General features: G+C 48.0%; 20 protein-coding genes and 2 tRNA genes. 19 read left to right on the top strand and 3 right to left on the bottom strand.

Translation table 11 applies throughout. From position 1 onward, the window contains the following. The first annotated feature begins 54 nt into the window (after window positions 1-54). Both T495_RS0110100 and T495_RS0110095 read left to right on the top strand, forming a co-directional pair. Window positions 55-1,566, top strand: coding sequence for a DNA methylase (locus tag T495_RS0110100; RefSeq protein ID WP_033148569.1), 1,512 nt, complete (start codon window positions 55-57; stop codon window positions 1,564-1,566). A 28-nt stretch (window positions 1,567-1,594) separates the two neighbouring features. Further along, a complete protein-coding gene (locus T495_RS0110095) occupies window positions 1,595-1,999 on the top strand; it encodes a hypothetical protein (RefSeq protein WP_033148568.1) in 405 nt (134 codons plus the stop codon). A 6-nt stretch (window positions 2,000-2,005) separates the two neighbouring features. Here T495_RS0110095 and crcB read toward each other — a convergent pair whose 3' ends face one another. Together crcB and T495_RS0110085 are read right to left on the bottom strand one after the other, a co-directional pair. Then, complete coding sequence (gene crcB / locus T495_RS0110090; RefSeq protein WP_033148567.1) at window positions 2,006-2,398, bottom strand: fluoride efflux transporter CrcB; 393 nt, start codon at window positions 2,396-2,398, stop codon at window positions 2,006-2,008. A gap of 80 nt (window positions 2,399-2,478) precedes the next feature. Further along, a tRNA-Ser gene (locus T495_RS0110085) sits at window positions 2,479-2,563 on the bottom strand. Between the two features lie 131 nt (window positions 2,564-2,694). Here T495_RS0110085 and T495_RS0110080 point away from each other — a divergent pair. After that, entirely contained in the window at window positions 2,695-5,253 is a 2,559-nt protein-coding gene (locus T495_RS0110080; RefSeq protein ID WP_033148566.1) for an endonuclease MutS2, read from the top strand. A 197-nt stretch (window positions 5,254-5,450) separates the two neighbouring features. Next, complete coding sequence (locus T495_RS0110075) at window positions 5,451-5,894, top strand: transglycosylase SLT domain-containing protein (RefSeq protein WP_028903270.1); 444 nt, start codon at window positions 5,451-5,453, stop codon at window positions 5,892-5,894. Between the two features lie 126 nt (window positions 5,895-6,020). Here T495_RS0110075 and T495_RS0110070 read toward each other — a convergent pair. After that, window positions 6,021-6,093, bottom strand: a tRNA-Met gene (locus T495_RS0110070). A 215-nt stretch (window positions 6,094-6,308) separates the two neighbouring features. On the opposite strand from T495_RS0110070, the gene T495_RS0110065 reads away from it, so the two are divergent. The 15 genes from T495_RS0110065 (at window position 6,309) to thiL (ending at window position 26,761) form a co-directional block, all read left to right on the top strand. Further along, the gene (locus T495_RS0110065) at window positions 6,309-6,902 is read left to right on the top strand and encodes a TetR/AcrR family transcriptional regulator (protein ID WP_028903269.1); all 594 of its coding nucleotides are present in this window, start codon (window positions 6,309-6,311) and stop codon (window positions 6,900-6,902) included. A gap of 33 nt (window positions 6,903-6,935) precedes the next feature. Continuing rightward, window positions 6,936-7,673, top strand: a complete 738-nt coding sequence (gene fabG, locus T495_RS0110060) for a 3-oxoacyl-[acyl-carrier-protein] reductase (RefSeq protein WP_028903268.1) — start codon at window positions 6,936-6,938, stop codon at window positions 7,671-7,673. Window positions 7,674-7,682: 9 nt separating this feature from the next. Beyond that, window positions 7,683-8,354 carry an RluA family pseudouridine synthase gene (locus T495_RS0110055; RefSeq protein ID WP_028903267.1) on the top strand — a complete coding sequence of 224 codons (672 nt, stop codon included), beginning with the start codon at window positions 7,683-7,685 and terminating at the stop codon, window positions 8,352-8,354. Between the two features lie 4 nt (window positions 8,355-8,358). Next, complete coding sequence (locus T495_RS0110050; protein WP_033148565.1) at window positions 8,359-13,053, top strand: translocation/assembly module TamB domain-containing protein; 4,695 nt, start codon at window positions 8,359-8,361, stop codon at window positions 13,051-13,053. Further along, on the top strand, window positions 13,043-15,379 hold the full coding sequence (locus T495_RS0110045) for a BamA/TamA family outer membrane protein (protein ID WP_033148564.1): 2,337 nt from the start codon (window positions 13,043-13,045) through the stop codon (window positions 15,377-15,379). The genes T495_RS0110050 and T495_RS0110045 overlap by 11 nt, the downstream gene beginning before the upstream one ends. 89 nt (window positions 15,380-15,468) lie before the next feature. After that, complete coding sequence (locus T495_RS0110040; protein WP_028903264.1) at window positions 15,469-16,410, top strand: nucleotidyltransferase; 942 nt, start codon at window positions 15,469-15,471, stop codon at window positions 16,408-16,410. Next, window positions 16,411-17,445 (top strand): bifunctional oligoribonuclease/PAP phosphatase NrnA, encoded by a 1,035-nt coding sequence (locus T495_RS0110035; RefSeq protein WP_033148563.1) that lies wholly within the window; start codon window positions 16,411-16,413, stop codon window positions 17,443-17,445. Window positions 17,446-17,505: 60 nt separating this feature from the next. After that, a complete protein-coding gene (locus T495_RS0110030; protein ID WP_033148562.1) occupies window positions 17,506-18,153 on the top strand; it encodes a DUF4827 domain-containing protein in 648 nt (215 codons plus the stop codon). A gap of 21 nt (window positions 18,154-18,174) precedes the next feature. After that, complete coding sequence (glmM, locus tag T495_RS0110025) at window positions 18,175-19,548, top strand: phosphoglucosamine mutase (protein WP_028903261.1); 1,374 nt, start codon at window positions 18,175-18,177, stop codon at window positions 19,546-19,548. 149 nt (window positions 19,549-19,697) lie between these two features. Next, complete coding sequence (locus T495_RS0110020; protein WP_028907353.1) at window positions 19,698-19,970, top strand: co-chaperone GroES; 273 nt, start codon at window positions 19,698-19,700, stop codon at window positions 19,968-19,970. A gap of 28 nt (window positions 19,971-19,998) precedes the next feature. Next, window positions 19,999-21,630 (top strand): chaperonin GroEL, encoded by a 1,632-nt coding sequence (groL, locus tag T495_RS0110015; RefSeq protein ID WP_028903259.1) that lies wholly within the window; start codon window positions 19,999-20,001, stop codon window positions 21,628-21,630. Between the two features lie 312 nt (window positions 21,631-21,942). Then, window positions 21,943-23,739 (top strand): signal peptide peptidase SppA, encoded by a 1,797-nt coding sequence (gene sppA / locus T495_RS0110010; protein ID WP_033148561.1) that lies wholly within the window; start codon window positions 21,943-21,945, stop codon window positions 23,737-23,739. Window positions 23,740-23,755: 16 nt separating this feature from the next. Beyond that, a complete protein-coding gene (gene lpxK, locus T495_RS0110005) occupies window positions 23,756-24,949 on the top strand; it encodes a tetraacyldisaccharide 4'-kinase (protein WP_033148560.1) in 1,194 nt (397 codons plus the stop codon). Then, a complete protein-coding gene (locus T495_RS0110000; protein ID WP_231495087.1) occupies window positions 24,879-25,706 on the top strand; it encodes a purine-nucleoside phosphorylase in 828 nt (275 codons plus the stop codon). The genes lpxK and T495_RS0110000 overlap by 71 nt, the downstream gene beginning before the upstream one ends. After that, the gene (gene thiL / locus T495_RS0109995; RefSeq protein WP_033148559.1) at window positions 25,697-26,761 is read left to right on the top strand and encodes a thiamine-phosphate kinase; all 1,065 of its coding nucleotides are present in this window, start codon (window positions 25,697-25,699) and stop codon (window positions 26,759-26,761) included. Before T495_RS0110000 ends, thiL begins: the two co-directional genes overlap by 10 nt. Window positions 26,762-26,871: the final 110 nt, after the last annotated feature.

The following is a 26,871-nucleotide window of genomic DNA, read 5'->3' as shown; positions in this document are numbered from 1 at the left end:
TTTTTTATAATAGCTACTATTTTCCGGCTATTATTTTGTATCTTTGCACACGAGATGCAACAGCTGCAACGGACTTATATTGCCATCGACCTGAAGTCGTTCTATGCTTCAGTGGAGTGCGTGGACAGAGGGCTTGACCCGCTGACCACAAATCTTGTCGTGGCTGATGTAAGCCGGACAGAGAAAACTATTTGTCTGGCTGTTTCCCCGTCGCTGAAAGCATACGGCATAGGTGGACGTGCGCGATTGTTCGAGGTGGTTCAGAGGGTTCGCGATGTCAACAACGAGCGCAAAAAGGCTGCTGGCTGGAGAATGACAGGCAAATCATTCAACGACCTGGAACTGCAGGCACATCCAGATCTTGAACTCGACTACATCGCAGCATCACCCCGTATGGCTCACTACATAGAGGTAAGTACCAAAGTCTATCAGACTTACCTGAAATATGTAGCTCCTGAAGATATACACGTCTATAGCATCGATGAGGTGTTCATGGATGTGACGGCTTATCTGAACAGTTATAAGATGACGGCTCATGACTTGGCTATGAAGATGATTCGTGATGTGCTGGCCACTACAGGTATCACTGCAACAGCAGGCATCGGTACAAACATGTATCTGGCTAAGGTTGCGATGGATATTGTGGCCAAGATGATGCCTGCCGATATGGATGGCGTGCGTATTGCCGAATTGGATGAAATGTCGTATCGCCGTGAACTATGGGATTATCGTCCTCTTACCAAGTTCTGGCGTGTGGGACGTGGTATAGCCGAGAAACTGGCTATCTATGGCATTGATACGATGGGAAAGATAGCCCGGATGTCAATACAGAACGAAGGGCTGCTTTACCGTCTCTTTGGTGTGAATGCGGAACTACTGATAGACCATGCCTGGGGATGGGAACCGAGTACGATGGAGGCTGTGAAAGCATATCGTCCTGAAACCAACTCCTTCAGTAGCGGACAGGTGCTACAGGAACCTTACACATTCAAGAAAGCCCGTGTGGTGATACGTGAAATGGCCGAAGGAATGGCACTCGACCTCGTAACGAAGCGTCTGGTGACAGATCAACTGGTGCTGACTATAGGTTATGATGCAGAATGTATGACACGTTCTGAGATTTGCGGGAAGTATCATGGTGAGGTTAGCACCAACTACTATGGAAAGGCTGTGCCAAAACATGCCCATGGTACGTTTAACTTCGAGAGACCTACATCATCATCGCGGCTCATCATGGATGGGGCAACAGAATTGTTTGATCGCCAGGTGAATCCTGATATGCTGATCCGTAGGCTTAACCTGACAACAAATCATGTAGTATCGGAGGCATTGGTATCGACGCAGGATAAAGTTCCGCAACAGCTTGATCTCTTCACCGACTACGAAGCATTAGAGAAGCAGCGTCAGGAAGAGCAGGCCAAGCTCGACAAGGAGCGAAGAATGCAGGAGGCACAGTTGAAAATCAAGAAACGTTTCGGCAAAAATGCTATCCTTCGAGGTCTGAACTTCGAGGAAGGGGCTACGGCCAAGGAGCGCAACGAGCAAATAGGAGGACACAAGGCGTAGACAATTACTATTTGACAATTTACAGTTTATGGAAAGTTACGACGATATCATCAATCTACCGCATTATGAGCCAAAGCATCATCCAAGGATGTCTATGTGGAACCGTGCAGCCCAGTTTGCACCCTTTGCTGCATTGACTGGCTATGATGATGCCATTCTGGAATCCGGTCGTTTGACGGATAAATGGATAGACTTGGGAGATTCTGGCAATGAAGAGCTGGACCGAAAGATGGAGTTGCTATTATCCAAGATTTCTGAACAGCCTTATGTTATAATCGAGTATTTCGTGCCAGACAAGCATAAGGATGGAGGCTCCTATCAGTCCTACACTGGTAATGTAAAGCGCATCGATGAGTATGAGCATGCAATTGTAATGACTGATGGAAAAAGAATACAACTTAGGATGATTATAAATATATCAGTTATTCTCTAAACATTATCATTTCACAATTTGATAACCGACGATCACAGCAATTAGCCCAAGGGCGAGGCTGAGCAATGTATATAGTACGGCGGAAAGCATCGCTCCGTCGCGACCTAACAGCAGATTCTCATTCATAAACGTAGAGAACGTAGTGAAACCACCACAGAAGCCAGTCACTAACACCAGCTTCGTTGTTGATGAAATCTGTCCTCCAAGCGACAGCCCTGAAAGCAGACCAATCAGAAAACAGCCAATGACATTGACAGCCATTGTACCCCAAGGAAAGGCTACGGGTAGGCGGTCAAAGACCGGGAATGAGACTCCCCACGATTGTACAACTTTGCCAACTATATAACGTGCGCCACCTCCAAAGAAGCTGCCAATGCAGACTAAGAATAATTCCTTCATGCTATAAACTTAAACTATCAACATCTCACTTGATATATACAGAAAATCCGCATAACTTATTTGTTATGCGGATTTATCAGCGGAGAGAGAGGGATTCGAACCCCCGGTGCCTCTCAGCACGGTAGTTTTCAAGACTACTGTAATCGACCACTCTACCATCTCTCCAGAGCTCTTCTGTCTTGAAAGCGGGTGCAAAGGTAAGGAGATTTTTTGGAATAAACAAATTTTTCGCCAACTTTTTATAAATAAATTGCAAAATTAGTGGTTTTTCGCCCGAAAATGCGTACTTTTGCAGCGTGATTTATCCAAATAACTTTGAGCATAAGCTCGGATTCGATGAGATTAGAAAGCTGCTGAAGGCACGTTGCCAGAGCACGCTGGGGCAGGAGAAGGTCGACGAAATGGTTTTCTCGACCGATGCCGTTGTAGTGAACGAATGGTTGACGCAGGTGCGCGAGTTCCGTAGGTTAACGGCTGAGCACGATGATTTCCCTATGCAGTACTTCTTTGACGTGCGCGAGAGTATTGCGCGCATACGTCTGGAGAACACCCATCTGGAGGAGGATGAGGTGTGGGATTTGCGCCGCTCATTAGAGACAATCGCTAACATCGTGCGCTTTCTTCAGCGTGATGGCGATGAGAAAGCTAATGGTGAGGTGGTGTATCCCTATCCGGCACTCTACCGTCTGACCGACGGCGTGGCTACATTCCCTGCCATGATTCGTCGCATCGACTCGATACTGGATAAATTCGGCAAGATCAAGGATTCGGCTTCGATGACTCTGGCTGGCATCCGACATGATTTGGAGAAAACGCAAGGTAGTATCTCGCGTACATTATATACGATACTGCATGCTGCTCAGCGTGACGGCCTGGTGGACAAGGATGCCGCACCCGCTATGCGTGACGGACGACTGGTGATACCTGTGCAGCCACAATTGAAGCGTCGTATCAACGGTATCGTGCACGATGAGAGTGCTACAGGTAAAACCGTGTTTATCGAGCCTACCGAGGTGGTTGAGGCTAATAATAAGGTGCGCCAGTTGGAGGCCGAGGAGCGTCGCGAGGTGATTCGTATTCTGACTGTGTTTACTGATGAGGTTCGCCCGCATGTGCGCGAGATAATCGACTCGTATCAGCTGTTGGCGATGATCGACTTGATTCAGGCCAAGGCCAAATGGGCAGAACTCACTGCCGCCTTCGAACCAGAGGTTAAGGGTGCCCCCGTGATCGACTGGATTCGGGCCATCCACCCCTTACTACAGCTGTCGCTGGTAAAGAAGGGTGGGCGAGTGGTACCACTGGATATCACGCTGACGCGCGAAAAACGTCTGTTACTTATCAGTGGACCTAATGCCGGTGGAAAATCAGTGTGCCTGAAGACGGTAGGGTTGCTGCAGTACATGCTGCAATGCGGACTGCCCATCCCTGTAGGCGAGCGTTCTACCACGGGTATCTTCGAGAGCATCATGATTGATATAGGTGATGAACAGAGTATTGAGAATGATCTAAGTACCTATTCTAGTCACCTGATGAATATGAAGCAGATGATGAAGTATGCCGGCGAACACTCGCTGCTGCTCATCGATGAGTTTGGTAGCGGTACCGAGCCTACCATCGGTGGCGCCATTGCCGAGGCTATGCTTAAGCAGTTCTGGAAGAAGAAAACCTTCGGTGTCATCACAACCCACTATCAGAACCTGAAGCACTTTGCTGAGGATCATGAGGGTGTGGTGAATGGAGCTATGCTCTACGATCGTCATGAGATGCAGGCTCTGTTCCAACTCTCAATCGGACAGCCTGGTTCAAGCTTTGCCATCGAGATAGCCCGCAAAACGGGTATCCCCGAGGAGGTAATCAAGGATGCCAGTGATATCGTAGGTCAGGACTATATCCAGAGTGATAAATATCTGCAGGATATTGTGCGTGATAAGCGTTACTGGGAGGGCAAACGTCAGACCATCCATCAGCATGAGAAGAAACTGCAGGCCAGTGGTGAACGGTTAGAGGCTGCCGTGGAAGAGATTGAGGCAGAGCGCAAGGCGATTCTGCGTAAGGCCAGAGAGCAGGCTGAGGAGCTGTTGCGTGAGAGCAATAAGAAGATAGAGAACGCAATCCGTGAGATACGTGAGGCGCAAGCCGAAAAGGAGCGCACCCGCAAGATACGTGAAGAGCTGGATACCTTTAAGGAGGAACTGGCTCAGGTGGATACTCGTGCCACCGATGAGGCTATCGCTAAGAAGATGCGTCAGATTCAGGAGCGTAAGGAGCGTCGCGAGAAGCGCAAGGCCGAGAGACATGAACAGCAATCTGCTCATACGGAGCAACCTAAGACGGCAGCTGCGCCTAAGGCGAGTGCACCGCTGGCGGCTGGCGATACCGTGCGTATCAAAGGACTGACCTCGGTGGGTGTCATCGATAGTATTGATGGCGCCAAGGCGGTTGTAATCTTTGGTGGCATGAAAACCAAGATGCGCTTGGAGCGTTTGGAGCATGCGGAGAAACCTAAAACGGCGACTACCAAGGCTGAAGAACGTAATCAGAATATAGCAGGATCGTATGGTGTAGTATCGAAGGATACCCGCAACGTGATTGATAACCGTAAACTCAACTTCAAGCAGGATATCGATGTGCGTGGCATGCGTGGCGACGAAGCTATCAATGCCATTACCTATTTTATTGATGATGCCATACTGGTGGGAGTAAGTCGTGTACGCATTCTCCATGGTACTGGTACAGGCGTACTGCGACAGCTTATCAGACAGTATTTAGGTACTATCCCCAACGTGTCGCATTTCCGTGATGAACACGTGCAGTTTGGAGGTTCAGGCATTACTGTAGTCGACTTGGAATAGCCGTTTTGTGAAAATTGTTAATTTATTGACGTATGTCACTCATACTTCCCAATAAATGTTAAAAGACTTTAACATTAGGATTGTCTATCGAAATAATTCGTATATTTGCACCGGAAATCGACGTGAAGTCGCTTCAAAGTGAAGAAGAAATCTAAAGGATAACGCGGTCTGAAAAGGCCGCCTAAAGTATAGAGAATATGATTCAATTTAGTAAGAAGGCAGTTCTTTGCCTGATGGCTCTAATGCTGGTGTGCATGACTACTACTGCAGGAGGAAAGACTACGAAGAGCAATCAAACGTCAGGCTTTGACTGGAATCCAGTGATGGATGCAATTATTTTAGTAGAGAGCGAAGGGAATCCCCGAGCCGTGAGTGGAAACTCAGTAGGCGCGATGCAGATTACTCCGATTTTCGTAAAAGAATGCAATAATATTCTGAAGAAGTTGAAGAGTAATAAGCGATACACTTTAAGCGATCGCTATAGTGTAGAGAAATCGAAGGAGATGTTCCTGTTAATCCAAAAGTACTATAACCCAGAGAACAACGTCGAGAAGGCTATACGTTCTTGGAATGGAGGAGTTAAGTACAGTGTCAAGGCTACTAACAAGTACTACCGTAAGGTGCTGGCCAAGATGAAATAGAAGGATCCTTATAATCCGATTGTCAAGGATATAACCCTGACGATCGGGTATTTTGTTTTTATGCCTTTGGTTTTCTTTGGTTGCTACAAAAAATTAAGCCCGACATCTGTCGGGCTTTCTACAGAGTTGCGGAGGCAGGATTCGAACGTGCGACCTCCAGGTTATGAGCCTGGCGAGCTACCAACTGCTCCACTCCGCGATGTTAATTTTCGGTGGCAAATCAGGTCGTTTTCTGTTTTGCGGGTGCAAAGGTACGACTATTTTTTGAATTGACCAAATTTTCGAGCTATTTTTTTATAAAATTGTTGTTTTTGTAATATTTTTGCCCGTTTTTCTTGTGTAATTCAAAGAAATAGTTTACTTTTGCACACTGTAGAAATGTGTGCAATTTTAAATTTTTAGGAGGAAACAGTCATGTCGATATCCAAAACAAGACAAAAGCTGGTAGATGTAGCCCGACAGCTATTTGCTAAAAACGGGCTTGAGAATACGACGATGAACGATATTGCATTGCAGTCGGGCAAAGGTCGCCGTACACTCTATACCTATTTTAAATCAAAGGAGGAAATCTACTACGCCGTTATCGAGAGTGAGTTGGAGCGACTGAGTGATAAACTTGATGAAGTGGCTGCTCGTAAAATCCGCCCACAGGACAAGATTATCGAACTGATCTACACCCATCTCAGTATGATTCGTGAAACGGTAGTGCGCAACGGTAACCTGCGTGCTGAGTTCTTCCGTAATATATGGATGGTGGAGAAAGTGCGCCGCCATTTCGATGATGCAGAGATTGAACTGTTTCGTAAGGTGTATGCCGAAGGCAAGGAGGATGGCGAGTTTGATATCGATAATGTCGATCTGGTGGCAGACATTACGCACTACTGTATCAAGGGTCTTGAGGTGCCATATATCTATGGGCGTATTGCGCACGGTATGAAGGAGGAGGATACCAAGCCCCAGGTTGCCAAGGTGGTTTATGGTGCGCTTGGTAAGATTCAGAGAAAGTAAAACATTACACATTATTAATAATAGAAAATAATTATGGGATTATTAGAAGGTAAGACAGCGCTGATTACAGGTGCTGCACGCGGTATCGGAAAGGCTATCGCACTGAAGTATGCCTCTGAGGGCTGTAACATCGCATTCACCGACCTACAGGTGAACGAAGAAACTGAGAAGGAAATCGCCGCTCTCGGCGTTAAGGCAAAGAGCTACGCTTCTAACGCTGCCGACTTTGCACAGACTGAGGAAGTGGTTAAGGCTGTGAAGGAAGAGTTTGGTTCTATCGATATTCTGGTTAACAACGCTGGTATCACCAAGGACGGTCTGATGCTGCGCATGACCGAGCAGCAGTGGGATGCTGTTATCGCCGTTAACCTGAAGAGTGCCTTCAATTTCATCCACGCTTGTGTACCCGTCATGATGCGTCAGCGTGGTGGTTCTATCATCAATATGGCCTCAGTAGTGGGTGTTCATGGTAACGCTGGTCAGGCTAACTATGCCGCTTCAAAGGCTGGACTTATTGCTCTGGCTAAGAGTATCGCACAGGAAATGGGTCCAAAGGGTATCCGCGCCAACGCTATCGCTCCTGGATTCATCGAGACAGCTATGACTGCTGCTCTGCCTGAGGATATTCGTAAGGAGTGGTGCAATAAGATTCCTCTGCGTCGTGGTGGACAGGTTGAGGATATCGCCAACGTAGCTACCTTCCTGGCTTCTGATATGTCAAGCTATGTTAGCGGTCAGGTTATCCAGGTTGATGGTGGTATGAACATGTAATTGACGGTTATGGAAGTCGTATACGAAGACAACCATATTATCATCGTAAACAAACAGAGTGGGGAGATCGTACAGGGTGATAAAACTGGCGATCGCCCCCTTTCTGATTTGGTGAAAGACTATATCAAGGTGAAATATGCCAAGCCAGGAGCTGTTTTCCTGGGTGTGGTACATCGTCTCGATCGTCCTGTTTCAGGACTTGTGGTCTTTGCCAGAACCTCTAAGGCATTGCCCCGACTTAACAAGATGTTTGCCGAGGGCGAGGTACACAAGACCTATTGGGCCATTGTGAAGAATACACCCAAACAGTTGGAGGGCACACTCGAGCACTGGCTGGTGCGTAACGAGAAGCAGAATAAGAGTTATGCCTACGATCGTGAGCGCCCCAACGCTAAGAAGGCCATCCTGAAATATCGTACAATAGGTCGCTCGGACAACTATACCTTGTTGGAAGTGCAACTTATGACGGGTCGTCATCACCAGATCCGCTGTCAGTTGGCAGCCATGGGCTGTCCTATCAAGGGCGATTTGAAATATGGTGCGCCTCGTAGCAATCCCGATGGCAGCATCTCCCTGTTGTCGCACCGAGTGGAGTTCGTTCATCCTGTATCCAAAGAAACCATATCTGTTGAAGCCCCATTACCCGACGATCCGTTGTGGAAGGCTATAGCACCTAAGTAAAATCATGAAGAAAGTCCTGAAGTGGTTGGGCATAGCGGTCTTGACACCCATACTGATTTTAGTGATAATAGCCGCGCTGATTTACTTGCCACCCGTACAGAACTGGGCGGTGAAGAAGGTAGCTGCCATCGCGTCGGAGAAAACGGGCATGGACATCACGATACAGCACGTGAATCTGGAGTTCCCGCTCGATCTGGGTATCGAAGGTTTCCGTGCGTTGCATCCTAATGACTCGATAGCCAATCAGATGGACACCATCGCCGATGTCAAGAAGATGGTATGCGACGTGCGTCTGTTGCCGCTTCTAAAGAAACGGGTGGTTATCGATGAGCTGTCGTTGACACAGGCAAGCATCAATACCAATGGCTTTATCGGCGACTTGCGTGTGAAGGGTGAGTTGCAGGAACTATGGCTGTCGTCCAAGGGCATCGACCTCGATCAAGAAACTGTTGAGGTAAATGGTGCTCGACTATCAGAAGTCCGACTGGATATCGCCCTGAGCGATACAGCGGCTGTTGACACCACCGAATCGACAATGAAATGGGTTATCAATGCCGATTCAGTGCGTATCCTGAAGTCAGACTTCATGGTTCATCTGCCTGGTGATACTCTGAATGCTCAGGCCTATATGGGTAGGGCGGTGGCCCGCAAGGTGTTGGCCGATTTGGGACAGAGCATCTATAAGGTTGGCAGTCTGGATTGGTTGGACGGCCGCCTGAACTATAATAACCGCTACGAGCCAGAGGTAAGCGGTCTGGACTATAACCATCTGGCATTATCGGACATCAATCTCCGACTGGAATCCATTGAATATATCGAACCGAATACCTCGCTGATTATAAAGGACCTGCAAGCCAAGGAGAAGAGTGGTCTGCAGATCAGCCACTTGTCGGCGAAGGTCACCATGGATGATAAGCGGGTGGCCATCCCACAGTTGAAGCTGAGAACACCTGATACGGAGATCGAAACCGAACTTGCCATGGACTTCAATGCCTTTGATGAGCAGCAGCCGGGCGGCATGAAGTTCCGTTTAAATGCCCAGATAGGTAAGCAGGACCTGATGCGTTTCATGGGTGATATGCCGCAGGCTTTCGTGCGCAGCTATCCCAACCATCCTGTCAGCATCAAAGGCTCTGTTAATGGTAATATGCAGCATATGACCTTTACCGGACTTGATGTCAATCTGCCTACAGCTTTCCGCATGACTGCCAATGGTACGGCTTCTAATGTGACGGATATCACAAAGATGAAGGCCGACATCAGTATGCATGCCAGAACTGAGAATATGAATTTTGCTTTGGCATTGGCCGATCCTGCTATGATGCGTAACTATCGGATACCTTACGGTATGACACTCGATGGCACGCTGAAGACCGAGGGTACGCGTTATGCTACCAACTTGGTAGCTACCGAAGGGGCAGGGACCATCAAGCTGAAGGGTAGCGCCAGCATTCCTGTCAATACCAATGGCGACTTGCTGACTGAACTGATGAGCTATGATGCTGACGTGAGCATCAACCGTCTTAATCTGCATCACTTCATGCCGCGCGATTCTATCTATATATTTACTGCCGATGTGAAGGCAAAAGGCAATGGTACCAATTTTCTGTCGAATAAGAGTAAACTGACTGCCGATGTCAAGGTACACCAGTTGCAGTATGGCAGTTGGAATCTGAAGAACCTCACAGCTGAGGCCACATTGGCCAATGGCCATGCATTGGCAAAGTTAGTAGGCTATAACGAATTGTTGCAAGGCACCATCGGTGTAGATGCGTTGCTGAACACCAGAAAACTGATGGCTACTATCAGCGCCGATCTTGATAAGGCCGACCTCTACCGTATGCGTTTGGTGGAAAATCCACTCTCGATAGGACTTTGTGGTTCGGTGGATGTGGTGTCGGACATGAAACTCACCCACCGTGTGACTGGCCTGATGGACGAAATCTATATCGCCGGCAAGAAAGAGACCTTGCGTCCTGATTTCATCGGACTACATATCAACACGACCGTTGATACCGTGATAGGACGTATCCAGAGTGGCGACTTTATTGTGAAATTTGATGCCAGTGGCAACTACGAGCGGCTGCTGAAACATCTGACCATGTTGGGCGACTCGGTGATGACGCAGCTCGACAAGCGTATCATCGATCAACCTGCCATCAAGCGCCTGTTGCCCGATATGAAACTGCATATTGAGAGTAAACGCGACAATCCGATGGCCAGTCTGCTGAAGGCGATGGATATCCAGTTTAAGGAGATGATGGTTGATGTGAGCACTTCGCCCACAACGGGTATCAACGGCAAGAGCTATCTCTATTCATTAATATATGATAGTACGCGTATAGACACCATCCGACTGAATCTGACGCAGAAAGGCGAACGTCTGACGTATCAGGGCCAGATACGGAATAACCGTCGTAATCCACAGTTTGTATTCAACACCCTTATCGATGGCACCATCCATCAGCATGGTATCTTAGCGGGGTTGCGCTATTACGACCAGCACGATAAAATGGGTGTCCGTCTGGGGGTAACGGCAGAGATGGAGAGTGATGGCATTCGCTTTAAACTGCTGCCGGAGCAACCCACCATTGGCTATAAGGTGTTCAATCTGAATAAGGATAACTATCTGTTCATGGGGCGTAACAAGCGTCTGCAGGCAAAGGTTGATCTGATAGCCGACGATAAAACGGGTATCAAACTCTATACGGAGAATCAGGATTCTACCATGCTGCAGGATATCACCTTGAGTATCAACCGACTGGATCTGGGTGAACTGACATCTGTAATCCCGTATCTGCCGCGTATCACGGGTAAGCTGAATGGCGACTACCACATTCTGCAGGATCAGAACGAGAATATCTCTATAGCCAGTGATATGGGGGTGCAGCAGATGACTTACGAAGGATCGCCCATTGGTAACCTGAGCACTGAGCTGGTTTATCTGATGAAGGAAGACGATACTCACGCTGTTGAGGCCCGATTGATGCTCGACGATGTGGAGTTTGGTATGCTGAGCGGTATCTATAAGAACGAAGGTGAGGGCTTTATTGATGCTGATTTCAAGATGACACGACTGCCGCTGTCGTTGGTCAACGGTTTCGTACCTGATCAGTTAGTAGGCTTGGAAGGCTATGGCGAGGGCAATCTGACTATCCGTGGTACCACCAGTCATCCTGAGGTGAATGGTGAGATGTATGTCGACTCGGCTTATCTGGTCAGCATCCCTTACGGCATCCGTATGCGGTTTGATGATGATCCTGTACGTATTGTAGGTTCTAAACTGATGCTTGAGAATTTCGGACTTCATTCGAGCAATAACGACCTGCTGAACCTGATGGGTAGCATCGACTTCTCAGACATGGATCATATCATGATGGATATGCGTATGCGTGCTCGTAACTTCCTGCTGATTGATTCGAAACAGCGGCCTAATAGCGTGGCATGGGGTAAGGCCTACGTGAACTTCCTGACTCGTTTGCAGGGACCATTGGAGGAACTGAATATGCGTGGCCGACTGGATGTGTTAGGCTCAACGGATATGACCTATTTGTTGCTCGACTCGCCGTTGAGTACAGATACACGACTGGATGAGCTGGTGAAATTTACGGATTTCAGCGACTCAACAATAGCTGTTGTTACCCGTCCGGCTCCATCAGGATTGAATATCGACCTGACAATCAATGTATCACAGGGTGCTCATATCGTCTGCGACCTCAATGCCGACGAGAGTAACTATGTGGATCTGATGGGAGGTGGCGACTTGCGTATGTTGTATAACTCGGAGGGTATCAACCTGACAGGACGTTATACGCTGTCGAGTGGTGAGATGAAATATTCATTGCCCGTCATCCCACTGAGGACTTTCCACGTGAAGGAAGGCAGCTATGTGGAGTTTACGGGCGACCCGATGAACCCCAAGTTGAACATTACAGCCGTGGAGCGCACCAAGTCGAATGTGACTAACGAGGCGGGTGTGAGTCGAACTGTGCAGTTCGATTGCGGTGTGATCATCACCAAGACGCTGAACGATATGGGACTTGAATTCATTATCGATGCCCCTGAGGACCAGACTGTGAGCGGCGAATTGGCTACCATGTCGAAAGAGGAGAGGGGAAAGATGGCTGTGGCCATGCTCACTACAGGCATGTATCTGGCCGATGGTAATACTGGTGGCTTCTCGATGAACTCGGCTTTGAGTTCGTTCCTGCAGAGTGAGATTAATAGTATTGCGGGGTCGGCTTTGAAGACACTCGACCTGAGTGTTGGTATCGATAACTCGACCGATGCCTCGGGTATGATGCATACTGACTATTCATTCAAGTTCGCCAAACGATTCTTCAATAACCGTTTGAAGGTAGAGTTAGGTGGAAAGGTATCGTCAGGAAACAGCGATGCCATGAGTGGCGGACAGAACCAGTCGTTCTTCGATAATGTGACCATGGAATATCGATTGAATCAGGATGCTACTAAGAATCTGAAGCTGTTCTATAACCAGAATGTTTACGACTGGCTTGAAGGTTATACTGGCGAATATGGTCTCGGCTTTGTTTGGCGTAAGAAGATGAACAGTCTGCTTGATGTGTTGACCTTCTGGAAGAAAGACCAGCCAGTGATGATGCCACGACCCACCACGCCTCGTGACACCGTGCGGACAGATAGTGTGCGACCCATAAACAGAGAACGTCATGCTAAGTAAAGTCAAGTATATTGCCATGGTGCTTTGTCTCGCTTCCTGTTCGATGACAAAGAATATCCCCGAAGACGATCAGCTCTTCACGGGGCTGACCAAGATGGCCTATGACGATGAGAGAGAATATGATGTCGAAGCCTACAACGACCATTTGGAAACCACCAAGGCCGAATTGGAGGCTGCACTTGCCACCGAACCGAATGGATCGCTGTTTGGTAGCAGTTATTTCACGGTTCCCTGGTCGTGGCATCTATGGGTATATAATAAGTTCTCGGGCAAGGATTCTGGTTTTGCCCGTTGGATGACCAAGACCTTTGGTAAGGCCCCCGTACTGATGAGTCAGGTGAACCCAACGCTTCGCAGTAGCGTGGCTAAATCGGTGTTGCGTAATAACGGTTTCTTCCGTGGTGATGTGACTTATGAACTGGTGCAGCAAAAAAATCCCAAGAAGTGTAAGATTGGCTATACCATCCATCTTGATTCACTCTTCACGCTCGACTCTGTGAGCTATGTCAACTTTCCTGCACCTATTCAGGCACTGATTGATTCTACCTGCGACGAAAGTATGATTAAGAGCCAGTCGCCCTTTAGTATCAACCATCTTGATGCTGAGCGTTCACGTATCAGTAGTCTGTTGCGTAACAATGGCTATTATTTTTATAACTCCAGCTACGCTTCGTATCTGGCTGATACCTTTGCGGTTGATAACAAGGCACAACTGCGATTCCAACTGGCGCAAGGTGTCCCCGATGCCGCCCTGCATAAATGGTATATCGGTAAACTCGATGTAAACTTCCGTAAGACGGCTCGCGAACAGTTGAATGATTCTGTAAAACGTCGCTATCTGACGATACATTTCAATGGTAAGAAGTCGCCTATCATGCCGCGCGTAGTACTCAGGAATCTACGTCTGCGTCCGCGCCAGGAGTTCAGCTATGAGAAGTATATGGAGTCGGCCAGTAAGATTAACGCTACGGGTGTGTTCAGCAGTACCGACTTCCAGTTCACCCCTCGTACCGATTCTGATACCCTCGACCTCCGATTGAATTGCACTTTCGATAAACCCTACGACTTCTATATCGAAGGCAATGCCATTGGTCGTACCAGTGGGCGATATGGCCCTGAGTTGAAGGTTGGTCTGACGCGCAGAAATGCCTTCCGAGCCGGTGAGAAACTAGACCTGAACCTGCACGGCTCTTACGAATGGCAGAAGAGTGCCAATGCAGATATGAACAGTTATCAGTATGGTGCCGACATGTCGTTGGAGTTCCCCCGAATCATCGCTCCTTTCTATAATAGTGACCGCATCCGTCGCGATAAGAATGGACGCCCCATTCGTCGTCGTTTCTACTCATCGCCAACAACCTATGCCAAAGTGTCGGTTGACGTGATTCGTCGTCCGGAATACTACAAGATGCACATTGTTTCTGGTGAGTGGACCTATCGCTGGCAGTCATCGGCCAATAGTCGTCATGAGTTCTCGCCCCTCACGCTGAAGTATCAGTATATGAACAGCCATACGGATAAGTTCGACTCTGTTATTGTGGCTAATCCGTATCTGGCAGCTTCGATGGAAGACTGTTTTACGCCCAAGATGCGCTATACATATATGTACACCAGTCCGGCTACGAAGCGTCATCCCATCCGTTGGGAGTTTACCGTTGAGGAGTCGGGTAATCTGTTGTCGCTTTGGGATTATGTAGGTGGACATGCTTTCAACGAGAAAGGCAAGACGCTTTTTAAGACTCCTTATTCGCAGTTCCTGCGATTCGAGACTGATTTCACCAAGACGTGGACGCTCTCTTCTACGTCACGTTTGGTAGGTCATGTTAGTGGCGGTGTCCTCTATAACTATGGTAACAGTAGCGAGGCGCCATATAGTGAATATTTCTATGCAGGCGGTGCCAATACCATTAGAGCCTTTGGTGTGCGTGAGATCGGTCCCGGTGCGTTCGATGGTACAGGATTGGGTCGCCAGCTGGGTTATCTCGTTCAGAATGGCGAGGTTAAACTCGTGGGTAATCTGGAGTATCGCACCCAGCTGTTTGGCGATTTGAACGGGGCTATATTCCTCGATGCAGGTAATGTGTGGGATTTTAATGATGATTTCGTTACCGATGGAGGATTCCCAAAATCACTCAAGGCACTTGTCAAGCAGACAGCTCTGGGTACGGGTCTGGGAATCCGTTATGATATGGGCTTCCTCGTGATTCGACTCGATTGGGGATTGGCCATCCACTGCCCTTACGAGACTGGCAAGTCGGGCTATTTCAATGTGCCCAGCTTCAAAGGTGCGCATACGCTGCATTTTGCTGTCGGCTATCCGTTCTAATACGTATTTTTTTCGATACTTTTGTTTTAAAGTCCAAAATATTTTGTATCTTTGCACGCAAATTAATATAACTCGATAAAAAATAGCTTATGAAACCAACTTTATTTCTGCTTGCTGCTGGTATGGGAAGCCGTTACGGCGGTCTGAAGCAGCTTGACGGTCTGGGTCCTAATGGCGAGACCATCATGGATTACAGTATTTACGATGCCATCCAGGCTGGATTTGGCAAGATTGTATGGGTTATCCGTAAGGACTTCGAAGAGCAGTTCCGTACACAGATTCTCGCTAAGTACGAGGGAAAAGTAAAGTGTGAGCTTTGCTTCCAGGCGCTCGATGCACTGCCCGAGGGCTTCAGTGTTCCTGAGGGTCGTCAGAAGCCTTGGGGTACAAACCACGCTGTGCTCATGGGTAAGGATGTGATTAAGGAGCCATTCTGTGTCATCAATTGCGACGACTTCTATAATCGCGATGCATTTATGGTTATCGGAAAGTATTTGGCTAACCTCCCCGAGGGTGCTAAGAACCAGTATGCCATGGTAGGTTTCCGTGTTGGTAACACCTTGTCAGAGAATGGTACTGTGGCTCGTGGTATCTGCTCAAAGAACGATAAGGGTCATCTGACAACAGTTGTAGAGCGCACAGAGATTGTTCGTTGTGCTGCTGATGGTTCGAATGCAGGCGCTGCCAGCGAGCCAATCCGTTTCAAGGACGAGGATGGCAAGTGGGTAGAGGTTGCTGATAATACACCTGTATCGATGAATATGTGGGGTTTCACTCCTGATTACTTCGAGTATTCAGAGGCTTACTTCAAGGAGTTCCTCAGCGATCCTAAGAATATTGAGAACCTGAAGGCTGAGTTCTTTATACCTCTGATGGTCAACAAACTGATCAACGATGGTACTGCTACTGTTGAGGTTCTCGATACCACCAGCAAGTGGTTCGGTGTAACCTATGCAGCTGATCGCGATGCTACTGTTGCTCGTATCAAGCAGCTCGTCGACGAGGGTGTATATCCTAACAAGTTGTTTTAAATGAACATCGACATATTAAGTCAAGATCAGCTGGCCCTGATGGACCAGCTGATTTCTGATGCAAATACCATACTTGTAGTTTGTCACAAGAGCCCAGATGGCGATGCTATCGGTTCGTCGCTGGCTTGGGCAGAGTTCCTGCGTATGCGTGGAAAAGATGTTACCGTGTTGGTGCCCGACCAGTATCCTGACTTCCTGAAGTGGTTGCCAAATACGGAAAAGATTGTGCGCTATGATAAGCACACGGAGAAGGGCGATATGCTGTTGAAAATTGCCGATTTGGTGTTCTGTCTCGACTTCAATACGCCCAGTCGTGTAGATGAGATGGAGCAGGCACTGGTGAACAGTCCTGCCAAGAAGGTGCTTATCGACCATCACCTGAGGCCCGATGTGGAAGCCGATCTGGTGGTATCGCTTCCAGAGGCGTCCAGCACCAGCGAACTGGTGTTCCGTATTGTCTGGCAGATGGGCGCTTTCACTCAGCTCGACAAGGCGTTCGCCGTACCAGTATATTGCGGTATGATGACTGATACAGGCGGTTTTATTTACAACAGCAGCCGTCCTGAAATCTATTTTATCATCAGTGAGTTGCTCACTAAGCGTATCGATAAGGACCGTATCTATCGTAATGTTTATCACAACTATTCAGAGGATCGTATCCGTCTGATGGGTTATGTGATGTACGAGAAACTGGTATATCTACCAGATTATCATGCTGCGTTTTATTCGCTCACGCGCGATGAGCTGAAACGCTTTAATTTCATCAAGGGTGATGCCGAGGGACTGGTGAATATCCCCCAGCAGATAAAGGGATTGAAACTCTCAATCTCCCTGCGCGAGGATACTGATAAGCCTAACCTGGTGTGGGTGAGTCTGCGTTCGGTTGATGATTTCCCCTGTAATCTGATGGCAGAGGAGTTCTTTAATGGCGGTGGACACCTGAATGCATCGGGTGGACGATTGGAGACATCCATCGAAGAGGCTATTGAAATCACCAAAAAGGCGATTTATGCGTATCAAAACAAGTTAAAGTAGCCTAATATTGATGTTGTTTACGAAATAATTCGTATTTTTGCACCGTCAATCGATATAAAAATGAAGAAGATACTATTTATCATGATAGCTTTTGCCGCTGTTCTCAGCAGTTGTAACGACTACGAGACCTACGGCGATAAGAAGGAAAAAGAGCGTAATGCGATAGCAAAGTTTATTTCAGACTCTTCTATCGTAGTGATCAGCGAGGATCAGTTTAACCAGCAGGGTTATACAACTAATATTGCGCGCAATGAGTTTGTAAAGCTCGATAAGAGTGGTGTTTACATGCAGATTGTACGTGAGGGTTGTGGCACCAAACTGCAGGATGGCGAGAACACCCGTTTGGTGTGCCGTTTCTCTGAGTTTGATATCCTCGAGGACACTATTACTATCTGCAACAATAATCCGAACTTGTCATTGAATGGAAGGTCGGTAGTCGCGTTGCCCGATATCATTCAGGTATCGCGCAGTAGTGGCTCTTTCACAGCTTCGTTCGAGAGTGGTGTCATGTATACTGTCTATGGCAGTTCATCAGTTCCTTCCGGTTGGCTGGTGCCCCTGACTTATGTGAAAGTGGGTCGTCCACAGTCGTTAACCGATGAGTGTGCCAAGGTACGTCTGATTGTACCTCATTCTCAGGGTCATGCTACTGCATCGAGCAATGTCACACCTTGCTATTATGAGTTGACCTTTCAGCGAGAATCATAACGATTTATTTTCCTAATTAATATGACACTGATCAAATCTATTTCCGGTATCCGTGGTACTATCGGCGGTCATACCGGTGACACGCTCAATCCTTTAGACATTGTTAAGTTTACCACAGCCTACGCCCAGTTTATTGGGGGAAAAAAGATAGTCGTAGGCCGCGATGGTCGTATCTCTGGTCTCATGGTTCGCAACGTGGTTGTTGGAACCTTGATGGGCATGGGTTACGATGTAATTGATATTGGCTATGCCACGACTCCAACAACCGAGTTGGCAGTACGTATGGCAGGTGCCGATGGTGGTATCATCATCACCGCCTCACATAACCCCCGTCAGTGGAATGCCCTCAAGTTGTTGAACCGCGAGGGTGAGTTCCTGACAGCTGCCGATGGCGCAGAAGTACTGCGTATGGCAGAGGCTGAGGACTTTGATTATGCTGAGGTTGATCATCTGGGTACTTGTACCGTTGACGACTCGTATAATAAGCGCCATATTGACTCTGTGCTTGCCTTGAAGCTGGTTGACCGTGAGGCTATCAGCAAACGTAAGTTCCGTGTATGTGCCGATACCATTAACTCGGTAGGCGGTATTATTCTGCCAGAGTTGTTCAAGGCTCTCGATGTGGATTTCGAGATTCTGAATGGTGAGTGTACTGGCGACTTCGCTCACAACCCAGAGCCATTGGAGAAAAACCTGCATGGCATCATGGATAAGATGAAGAAGGGTGGCTTCGATTTGGGTATCGTGGTTGATCCCGATGTTGACCGTTTGGCCTTTATCTGTGAAGATGGTACCATGTTTGGTGAGGAGTACACACTCGTGTCTGTAGCCGACTATGTTCTGAGCCACACTGTTGGAAATACCGTTTCAAACCTCAGCTCAACTCGTGCTTTGCGCGACGTGACTGAGAAACATGGTGGTAAGTACACCGCTGCAGCCGTTGGCGAAGTGAATGTGACTACCAAGATGAAGGAGGTAGGCGCTGTGATTGGTGGCGAGGGCAATGGTGGTGTCATCTATCCAGAGAGCCACTATGGTCGTGATGCTCTTGTTGGTATCGCTCTTTTCCTGTCGAGTCTGGCTCAGAAGGGCTGTAAGGTGAGTGAGCTTCGTGCTACCTTCCCTGACTATCAGATTGCCAAGAATCGTATCGACCTCACACCAGAGACCGATGTTGACGCTATCTTGGTCAAGGTCAAGGAGATGTTTGCCAAGGACAGTAGTGCTGTTGTTAACGATATCGACGGTGTAAAGATCGACTTCCCAGATCGTTGGGTACACCTGCGCAAGTCAAACACCGAGCCTATCATCCGTGTTTATAGCGAGGCTCAGAGCATGGATCAGGCCGACGACCTGGGTAAGCAGCTCATGCAAGTAGTTTACGACATGCAGTAATACCTTATATATAAAGGATATCATAAATCCTCTTGCAGACAGATGCAAGAGGATTTTTTTTGTGACAAAGTGGCATATTGTCAGTGTTTGGCACACTTTTGGCAGAACGCATGGCAGAAAATAAGTTTAAAATTAAAAATATAAGCATTATGAACATCAAACCATTAGCAGACCGCGTGTTGGTATTGCCAGCACCTGCAGAAGAGAAGATTGGCGGTATTATCATTCCTGACACTGCAAAGGAGAAGCCCCTTCATGGTACTATCAAGGCTGTAGGCCAGGGCACCAAGGATGAGGCAATGATTCTGAAGGAGGGTGATGAGGTGCTTTACGGAAAGTATAGCGGCACTGAGCTCGAGTTCGAGGGAACCAAGTATCTGATGATGCGTCAGAGCGACGTACTCGCAGTGATTGAAAAATAATTGTTAAATTATTAAATTTCGAAAGATTATGGCAAAAGATATTAAATTCAATATTGACGCCCGCGATGCGATGAAGCAGGGTGTTGACCAGTTGGCTAACGCAGTGAAGGTAACACTTGGTCCTAAGGGCCGCAACGTGGTTATCGAGAAGAAGTTCGGTGCTCCTCAGATCACTAAGGACGGTGTATCTGTAGCAAAGGAGATTGAGCTCGAGGATAAGTTTGAAAATACTGGTGCTCAGCTCGTTAAGAGCGTTGCTTCTAAGACTGGTGACGATGCTGGTGACGGTACAACTACAGCTACCATCCTGGCTCAGGCTATCGTTTCTGAGGGACTGAAGAACGTAACCGCCGGTGCTAATCCTATGGACCTGAAGCGTGGTATCGACAAGGCTGTTAAGGCTGTAACCGAGCACATCGCTAAGAGTGCTGAGCAGGTAGGCGACAATTATGATAAGATTGAGCAGGTAGCTACTGTATCTGCTAACAACGATAAGGAGATTGGTGAACTGCTGGCTGAGGCAATGCGCAAGGTTAGCAAGGACGGTGTCATCACCATCGAGGAGAGCAAGAGCCGCGATACCCACATCGGTGTGGTTGAGGGTATGCAGTTCGATCGTGGTTACCTCTCAGCTTATTTCATCACTGACAGCGAGAAGATGGAGTGCGTGATGGAGAACCCATACATTCTGATCTACGATAAGAAAATCTCTAACATCAAGGATTTCCTGCCCATCCTGCAGCCTGCTGCTGAGAGCGGACGCCCACTGATGGTTATCGCTGAGGATGTTGACTCTGAGGCTCTGACCACACTCGTTGTAAACCGTCTGCGTGGCGGCTTGAAGATCTGCGCTGTTAAGGCTCCTGGCTTTGGCGATCGTCGTAAGGCTATGCTCGAGGATATCGCTACACTGACTGGTGGCGTAGTTATCAGCGAGGAGAAGGGTCTGAAGCTTGAGCAGGCTACACTCGATATGCTGGGAACTTGCGATAAGGTAACTGTTTCTAAGGACAACACCACTATCGTGAATGGTGCTGGCGACAAGCAGCTCATTCAGGATCGTATCGCTCAGATCAAGAAGGAAATCGAGGTTACTACCTCTTCATATGATAAGGAGAAGCTGCAGGAGCGTCTGGCCAAGTTGGCTGGTGGCGTAGCAGTACTCTATGTAGGTGCTAACTCTGAGGTTGAGATGAAGGAGAAGAAGGATCGTGTTGACGATGCTCTCTGCGCTACCCGTGCTGCCATCGAGGAAGGTGTTGTAGCTGGTGGTGGTACGACCTACATCCGTGCTCAGGAGGCGCTTAAAAACCTGAAGGGCGACAACGCCGACGAGCAGACCGGTATCAACATCATCTGCCGTGCCATCGAGGAGCCTCTGCGTCAGATTGTTACCAACGCCGGTGGCGAGGGTGCAGTAGTTGTTCAGAAGGTTCGTGAGGGTAAGGGTGACTTCGGTTACAATGCCCGTCTCGACAAGTACGAGGATCTGCGTGAGGCAGGTGTTATCGATCCTGCTAAGGTGGCTCGTGTGGCTCTGGAGAATGCTGCTTCTATTGCTGGTATGTTCCTCACTACAGAGTGCATCATCTGCGACAAGCCTGAGAAGGAGCCCGCTATGCCAATGGGTGGTGCCCCAGGCATGGGTGGTATGATGTAATTTTGTAAAGCTAACATAACAAATTAGGGGATGGATTATATAATCTGTCCCCTTTTTTAGTTAATTTAAAATATTTGCTGTATTTTTATGCTCGAAACATTTGCGGGTTCAATGAAAACCCGCTAATTTTGCAAACGCAAATAATAATTTTTTTGATTTGTTTTAGTAGATTAGTTTTTAAGTAGTTTGTTTTTTTTGAACTGGCTGTCGTGATGACATCCAGTTTTTTTTTAGTTTTTCGCAGAAAATATTTGTTTTATGAGAAAAAGTTGTTATCTTTGCAATCTGTTACGTAACCAATAAACGACTATTATGAAGCAATTTCTGAAAATGACTCTAGCCACCGTTTGTGGTATTGTAGTCTTCAGTCTTGTGATGGGACTGTTTTTCGTTATCTCAATAGTAGGGATGGTGGCGAGTGATTCGGCATCAACCAAGGTGAGAGATAACTCTGTTTTTGTGCTCAAGCTGAACGGTGAAATCAATGAACGTGCCGAAGCAGAAACACCTTTCGACAATCTTTTGGGAGTAGATGGTTCTGGTTCTATGGGGCTCGACGATCTGATTGCCAGCATCCGAAAGGCAAAGAACGAGGAACACATCAAGGGTATCTATATTGAGGGTGGTTCTGCTGGTTTCGATAGCCCAGCCACAGCTCAGCAGTTGCGCGATGCCCTGCAGGATTTTAAGAAAAGTGGCAAGTGGATTGTGGCTTATGCCGACCAGTATGCGCAGGCTTCTTACTACGTGGCTACTGTAGCCGACAAGATTTACCTGAATGATGAGGGTGCTGTCGATTTGCGTGGTCTTGGTGGAAAGAATATGTATTTTAAGGGACTTTACGACAAACTGGGCGTCAAGTATATGGCTGCCAAAGTTGGTAAATATAAGAGTTATGTAGAGAGCGACACACGTTCAGATATGAGTGAATACGATCGCGAACAGCGTGAAGCTTATCTGAATGGTATCTGGAACTACTGGCTGAAGGAGATGGCTGATGGTCGTAAGGTGAATGCTACCGAGCTGAATAAGCTGGTGAACGACAGTTTGCTGGCATTTACACCTGCCGATGCACTGGTAAAGGCCAAGTTGATTGATAAGGTGATGTTCCCTGAGGAGATTAAGGCTGAAATCCAGAAGCGCCTGAAGCTCGACAAGGACGATGAGATTTCTCAGCTCACCTTGTCGGATATGATGAATGTGAAGTCGAAGAAGAAGGACAAGGGCGAAGAGATTGCTGTTTATTATGCATACGGTAGCATTGTTGATAGCGAGGCTCAGAATCTTCTGAGCGGTGGTGGTCATTGCATAGTCGGTAAGTCGACAGCAGAGGATCTCCGTAAGCTGGCTGACGATGATGATGTCAAGGCTGTTGTCTTCCGTGTGAATTCTGGTGGTGGTAGTGCTGTTGCCTCTGAGCAGATCCGTCATGCCATCAAGATGTTGAAGGCCAAGAAGCCTGTTGTGGTTTCTATGGGTGGTGCAGCAGCATCGGGTGGCTACTGGATTAGTTCTGCTGCTAACTATATCTATGCTGAGCCAACAACTATCACCGGTAGTATCGGTATCTTTGGCTTGATCCCAAACGTGAGCGGTCTGCTCACCGATAAGTTGGGGGTAACCCTTGATGGTGCGAAGACCCATCAGTTTGCCGGTTACGAGAATGAACTGGTTATGGGTAAGGATACTGACGAGATTATGCGTCAGTTGCAGAACTATATCAATCGTGGTTATCAGAACTTCCTGACTATCGTGTCCGAGGGTCGTGGCATCAAGCCAGAGCAGGTTCATGAGATAGCTCAGGGGCGTGTATGGCTTGCCAGCGATGCCCTGAAGATCAAGTTGGTGGATAAGTTGGGTAGTCTCGACGATGCTGTGAAGAAGGCTGCCGAGCTGGCCAAGTTGAAGGAGTATCATACTGCCAGCTATCCTGGTCAGACCAGTTGGTTGGATCAGTTCCTGGCTAAGGAGAGTAAGGGCTCTTATCTGGATTCTGAGCTCCGCGAGCTGTTGGGCGATGCCTATCTGCCGCTGATGCAGATTCGCTATGATATCAAGAACAACAGTCGCGTTCAGGCTCGTATGCTTGACGATATCCGTGTGAAATAGTGAATAGAGAAAAGTTTTGGAAGGCGATTTTATAACAATCAATAAAAAGCTGTTAGGCTTAGCCTGGTTCTATGGCTTGGGCGTAGGTATCAGGAATCTGCTGTTCGAGATGGGCATCTTGAGGAGCCGTTCCTTTAGTACCCCAGTCATCTCTGTAGGCAATATCACTGTGGGTGGTACGGGCAAAACCCCGCATGTTGAGTATCTTATCCGTTTGCTAAAAGATAAGCTTAACGTAGCAGTGCTCAGTCGTGGCTATAAGCGCAAGAGTAGGGGATATATCCTCTCGGATGAGAACACCTCAATGCATATGATTGGCGATGAGCCCTACCAGATCAAGCAGAAGTTCCCCGATGTCACTGTGGCTGTGGATAGAAAGCGTACGCGTGGCATTAGCAGGCTCACTGCTGATGACAGTGGCTTGGATATCGATGTGGTATTGCTCGACGATGCTTTTCAGCATCGTTATGTCAAGCCTGGCATCAATATCCTGCTGGTTGATTATCACCGTTTGGTTATTTATGACTGTCTGTTGCCGGCTGGTAGGTTGCGCGAGCCCGTCAGGGCTAAGGACAGGGCTGATATCGTGATTATCACCAAGTGCCCCAAGGATCTGAAGCCGATGGAGTTCCGTGTTATCACTAAGGCCATGAAACTCTATCCCTATCAGCAGTTGTACTTCTCTACCTTGGAGTATGATGCACCACAGCCTGTGTTCAGGAATGTGGCCATCCCTACTGGCTCTATTGGTCTGGATAGCCTTGCAGGACTGTCAGGTAAGAATATTCTGCTCCTCACGGGTATTGCTTCACCAGAGCAGTTAATGCACGACCTGCAGGAGTTCGATTCGCAGATCACGCCGCTCACCTTTGCTGATCATCACAACTTCAATCGTAAGGATATTGAGACTATCAATAATGCCTTTGCCTCACTGCCCGAACCACGTCTGGTGCTGACAACCGAGAAGGATGCCACGCGCCTGCAAGCTACTGAAGGGCTGAGCGATGACGTGAAGAAACATCTGTATATGCTGCCGCTGCGTATTGCCATTATGCAGGATCAGGAAGAAGAATTCAATCAAAAAATTATAGGATATGTATACAAAAATTCAAGAAACAGCATCCTGGCTAAAGGAAAGAATGACCACAAGTCCAACAACAGCGATAGTGTTGGGGACAGGCCTCGGACAATTAGCTTCAGAAATAACTGATATATACGAGTTTCCTTATCAGGAAATCCCCAACTTTCCCGTATCAACTGTTGAAGGCCATTCCGGTAAGTTGATTTTCGGTAAGCTTGGCGGTGTTGATATCATGGCTATGCAGGGTCGTTTCCACTTCTACGAAGGCTACTCGATGAAGGATGTCACCTTCCCTGTTCGTGTTATGTACGAGTTGGGCATCAAAACCCTCTTCGTATCTAACGCTGCTGGTGGCATGAATCCTGAGTTCAAGATTGGCGACCTGATGATTATCACCGACCATATCAACTTCTTCCCCGAGCATCCGTTGCGTGGAAAGAACTTCCCCACCGGTCCCCGATTCCCGGATATGCACGAGCCATACGATCATAATCTGATAGCTGAGGCCGATGCAATCGCTGCCGAGAAGGGTATCAAGGTGCAGCACGGTGTATATGTTGGTGTTCAAGGTCCTACCTTTGAGACCCCTGCAGAGTATCGTATGTATCGCATCCTTGGTGGCGACGCCGTAGGCATGTCAACCGTGCCCGAGGTGATTGTGGCCCACCATTGTGGCATCAAGACCTTTGGTGTCTCTGTGATTACCGACCTGGGTGGCTTTGATGTCCCCGTTGAGGTGAGTCACGAGGAAGTGCAGGAGGCTGCCAACATGGCGCAGCCGCTTATGACGGCTATCATGCGCGAGATGATTGCGCGTTCAGAGCGTATCGAAGCTCATAATAAAGAACAGTTTAACACAGATCACCCAACAGAAGGATGGAAATAGCAAAATTAGGAGAATTCGGTCTTATCGACCGTTTGACAAAGGATATTGAGATAAGGAACGACAGCACCAAGAAAGGTGTGGGCGACGATTGCGCCGTATTAAGCTATCCCGACAAGGAGGTGCTCATCACCACCGATATGCTGATGGAGGGCGTACACTTCGACCTTACTTATATAGACTTGAAGCATCTGGGCTACAAGTCGGCTATGGTGAATATCAGCGATGTGTTCGCCATGAATGGCACACCACGCCAGATGACCGTTTCGCTGGCCATCAGCAAACGCTTCTCGGTTGAGGATATCGAGGAGTTCTATACCGGCCTGCGTTTGGCATGCGATAAGTGGGGCATCGACGTGATTGGCGGCGATACCACCTCTTCTTATACAGGTATGGCCATCAGCATCACCTGTATCGGTGAGGCCCGTAAAGAGGATGTCGTTTACCGCAATGGCGCCAAGGATACCGATCTTATCTGCGTGAGTGGCGACCTGGGTGCCGCCTATATGGGCTTGCAGCTGTTGGAGCGTGAGAAGAGTGTTTATTATCAGCAGGTGGAAGAAGCACGTAAGAAGAACGATAAGCGCGCTCTTGAAGAACTGGCTCACTTCCAGCCTGAGTTCAGTGGCAAGGAGTATCTGCTGCAGCGCCAGTTGCAGACCGAGGCCCGTGGCGATATTATCCAGAAGTTGCGCGAGGCTGGCATCCGTCCTACAGCCATGATGGACGTGAGCGACGGTCTGTCAAGCGAGCTGATGCATATCTGTAAGCAGAGTGGGGTAGGTTGTCGTATCTACGAAAAGAACATTCCAATCGACTATCAGACCGCTGTGATGGCCGAAGAAATGAACATGAACGTCACAACTTGCGCCCTGAATGGTGGCGAAGATTACGAATTATTGTTCACTGTTCCTATCGGCGATCATGAGAAAATCGAGCAGATCGACGGAATCAAGCTTATTGGCCATATCACCGATGCAAAGTTCGGTCAGGTACTCGTAACTCGTGATAATCAGGAGTTTACATTGAAAGCACAGGGCTGGAACCCCCTTGCATAGGCATAGCGCACAAAAAAATAATTTGTAAAAAAGTGCTAAAAAGTTTGGTGGGTTCAAAAAATAGTCGTACCTTTGCACCCGCAAAACAACGAAAGGATGTTTGCAAAACG

It is taken from the genome of Prevotella sp. P6B1, assembly GCF_000702825.1.
Taxonomy (GTDB): Bacteria; Bacteroidota; Bacteroidia; order Bacteroidales; family Bacteroidaceae; genus Prevotella.
This window is presented reverse-complemented; position numbering and strand designations above follow the sequence as displayed.

What these genes read in the sequence shown, in the direction of transcription:
- thiL (WP_033148559.1), top strand. Translation starts at nt 25,697, where the DNA reads ATGGAAATAGCAAAATTAGGAGAATTCGGTCTTATCGACCGTTTGACA.
- T495_RS0110020 (WP_028907353.1), top strand. Translation starts at nt 19,698, where the DNA reads ATGAACATCAAACCATTAGCAGACCGCGTGTTGGTATTGCCAGCACCT.
- crcB (WP_033148567.1), bottom strand. Translation starts at nt 2,398, where the DNA reads ATGAAGGAATTATTCTTAGTCTGCATTGGCAGCTTCTTTGGAGGTGGC.
- T495_RS0110030 (WP_033148562.1), top strand. Translation starts at nt 17,506, where the DNA reads ATGAAGAAGATACTATTTATCATGATAGCTTTTGCCGCTGTTCTCAGC.
- T495_RS0110065 (WP_028903269.1), top strand. Translation starts at nt 6,309, where the DNA reads ATGTCGATATCCAAAACAAGACAAAAGCTGGTAGATGTAGCCCGACAG.
- T495_RS0110035 (WP_033148563.1), top strand. Translation starts at nt 16,411, where the DNA reads ATGAACATCGACATATTAAGTCAAGATCAGCTGGCCCTGATGGACCAG.
- T495_RS0110040 (WP_028903264.1), top strand. Translation starts at nt 15,469, where the DNA reads ATGAAACCAACTTTATTTCTGCTTGCTGCTGGTATGGGAAGCCGTTAC.
- T495_RS0110095 (WP_033148568.1), top strand. Translation starts at nt 1,595, where the DNA reads ATGGAAAGTTACGACGATATCATCAATCTACCGCATTATGAGCCAAAG.
- fabG (WP_028903268.1), top strand. Translation starts at nt 6,936, where the DNA reads ATGGGATTATTAGAAGGTAAGACAGCGCTGATTACAGGTGCTGCACGC.
- T495_RS0110045 (WP_033148564.1), top strand. Translation starts at nt 13,043, where the DNA reads ATGCTAAGTAAAGTCAAGTATATTGCCATGGTGCTTTGTCTCGCTTCC.
- T495_RS0110100 (WP_033148569.1), top strand. Translation starts at nt 55, where the DNA reads ATGCAACAGCTGCAACGGACTTATATTGCCATCGACCTGAAGTCGTTC.
- T495_RS0110075 (WP_028903270.1), top strand. Translation starts at nt 5,451, where the DNA reads ATGATTCAATTTAGTAAGAAGGCAGTTCTTTGCCTGATGGCTCTAATG.
- glmM (WP_028903261.1), top strand. Translation starts at nt 18,175, where the DNA reads ATGACACTGATCAAATCTATTTCCGGTATCCGTGGTACTATCGGCGGT.
- T495_RS0110050 (WP_033148565.1), top strand. Translation starts at nt 8,359, where the DNA reads ATGAAGAAAGTCCTGAAGTGGTTGGGCATAGCGGTCTTGACACCCATA.
- T495_RS0110055 (WP_028903267.1), top strand. Translation starts at nt 7,683, where the DNA reads ATGGAAGTCGTATACGAAGACAACCATATTATCATCGTAAACAAACAG.
- groL (WP_028903259.1), top strand. Translation starts at nt 19,999, where the DNA reads ATGGCAAAAGATATTAAATTCAATATTGACGCCCGCGATGCGATGAAG.
- sppA (WP_033148561.1), top strand. Translation starts at nt 21,943, where the DNA reads ATGAAGCAATTTCTGAAAATGACTCTAGCCACCGTTTGTGGTATTGTA.
- T495_RS0110000 (WP_231495087.1), top strand. Translation starts at nt 24,879, where the DNA reads ATGACCACAAGTCCAACAACAGCGATAGTGTTGGGGACAGGCCTCGGA.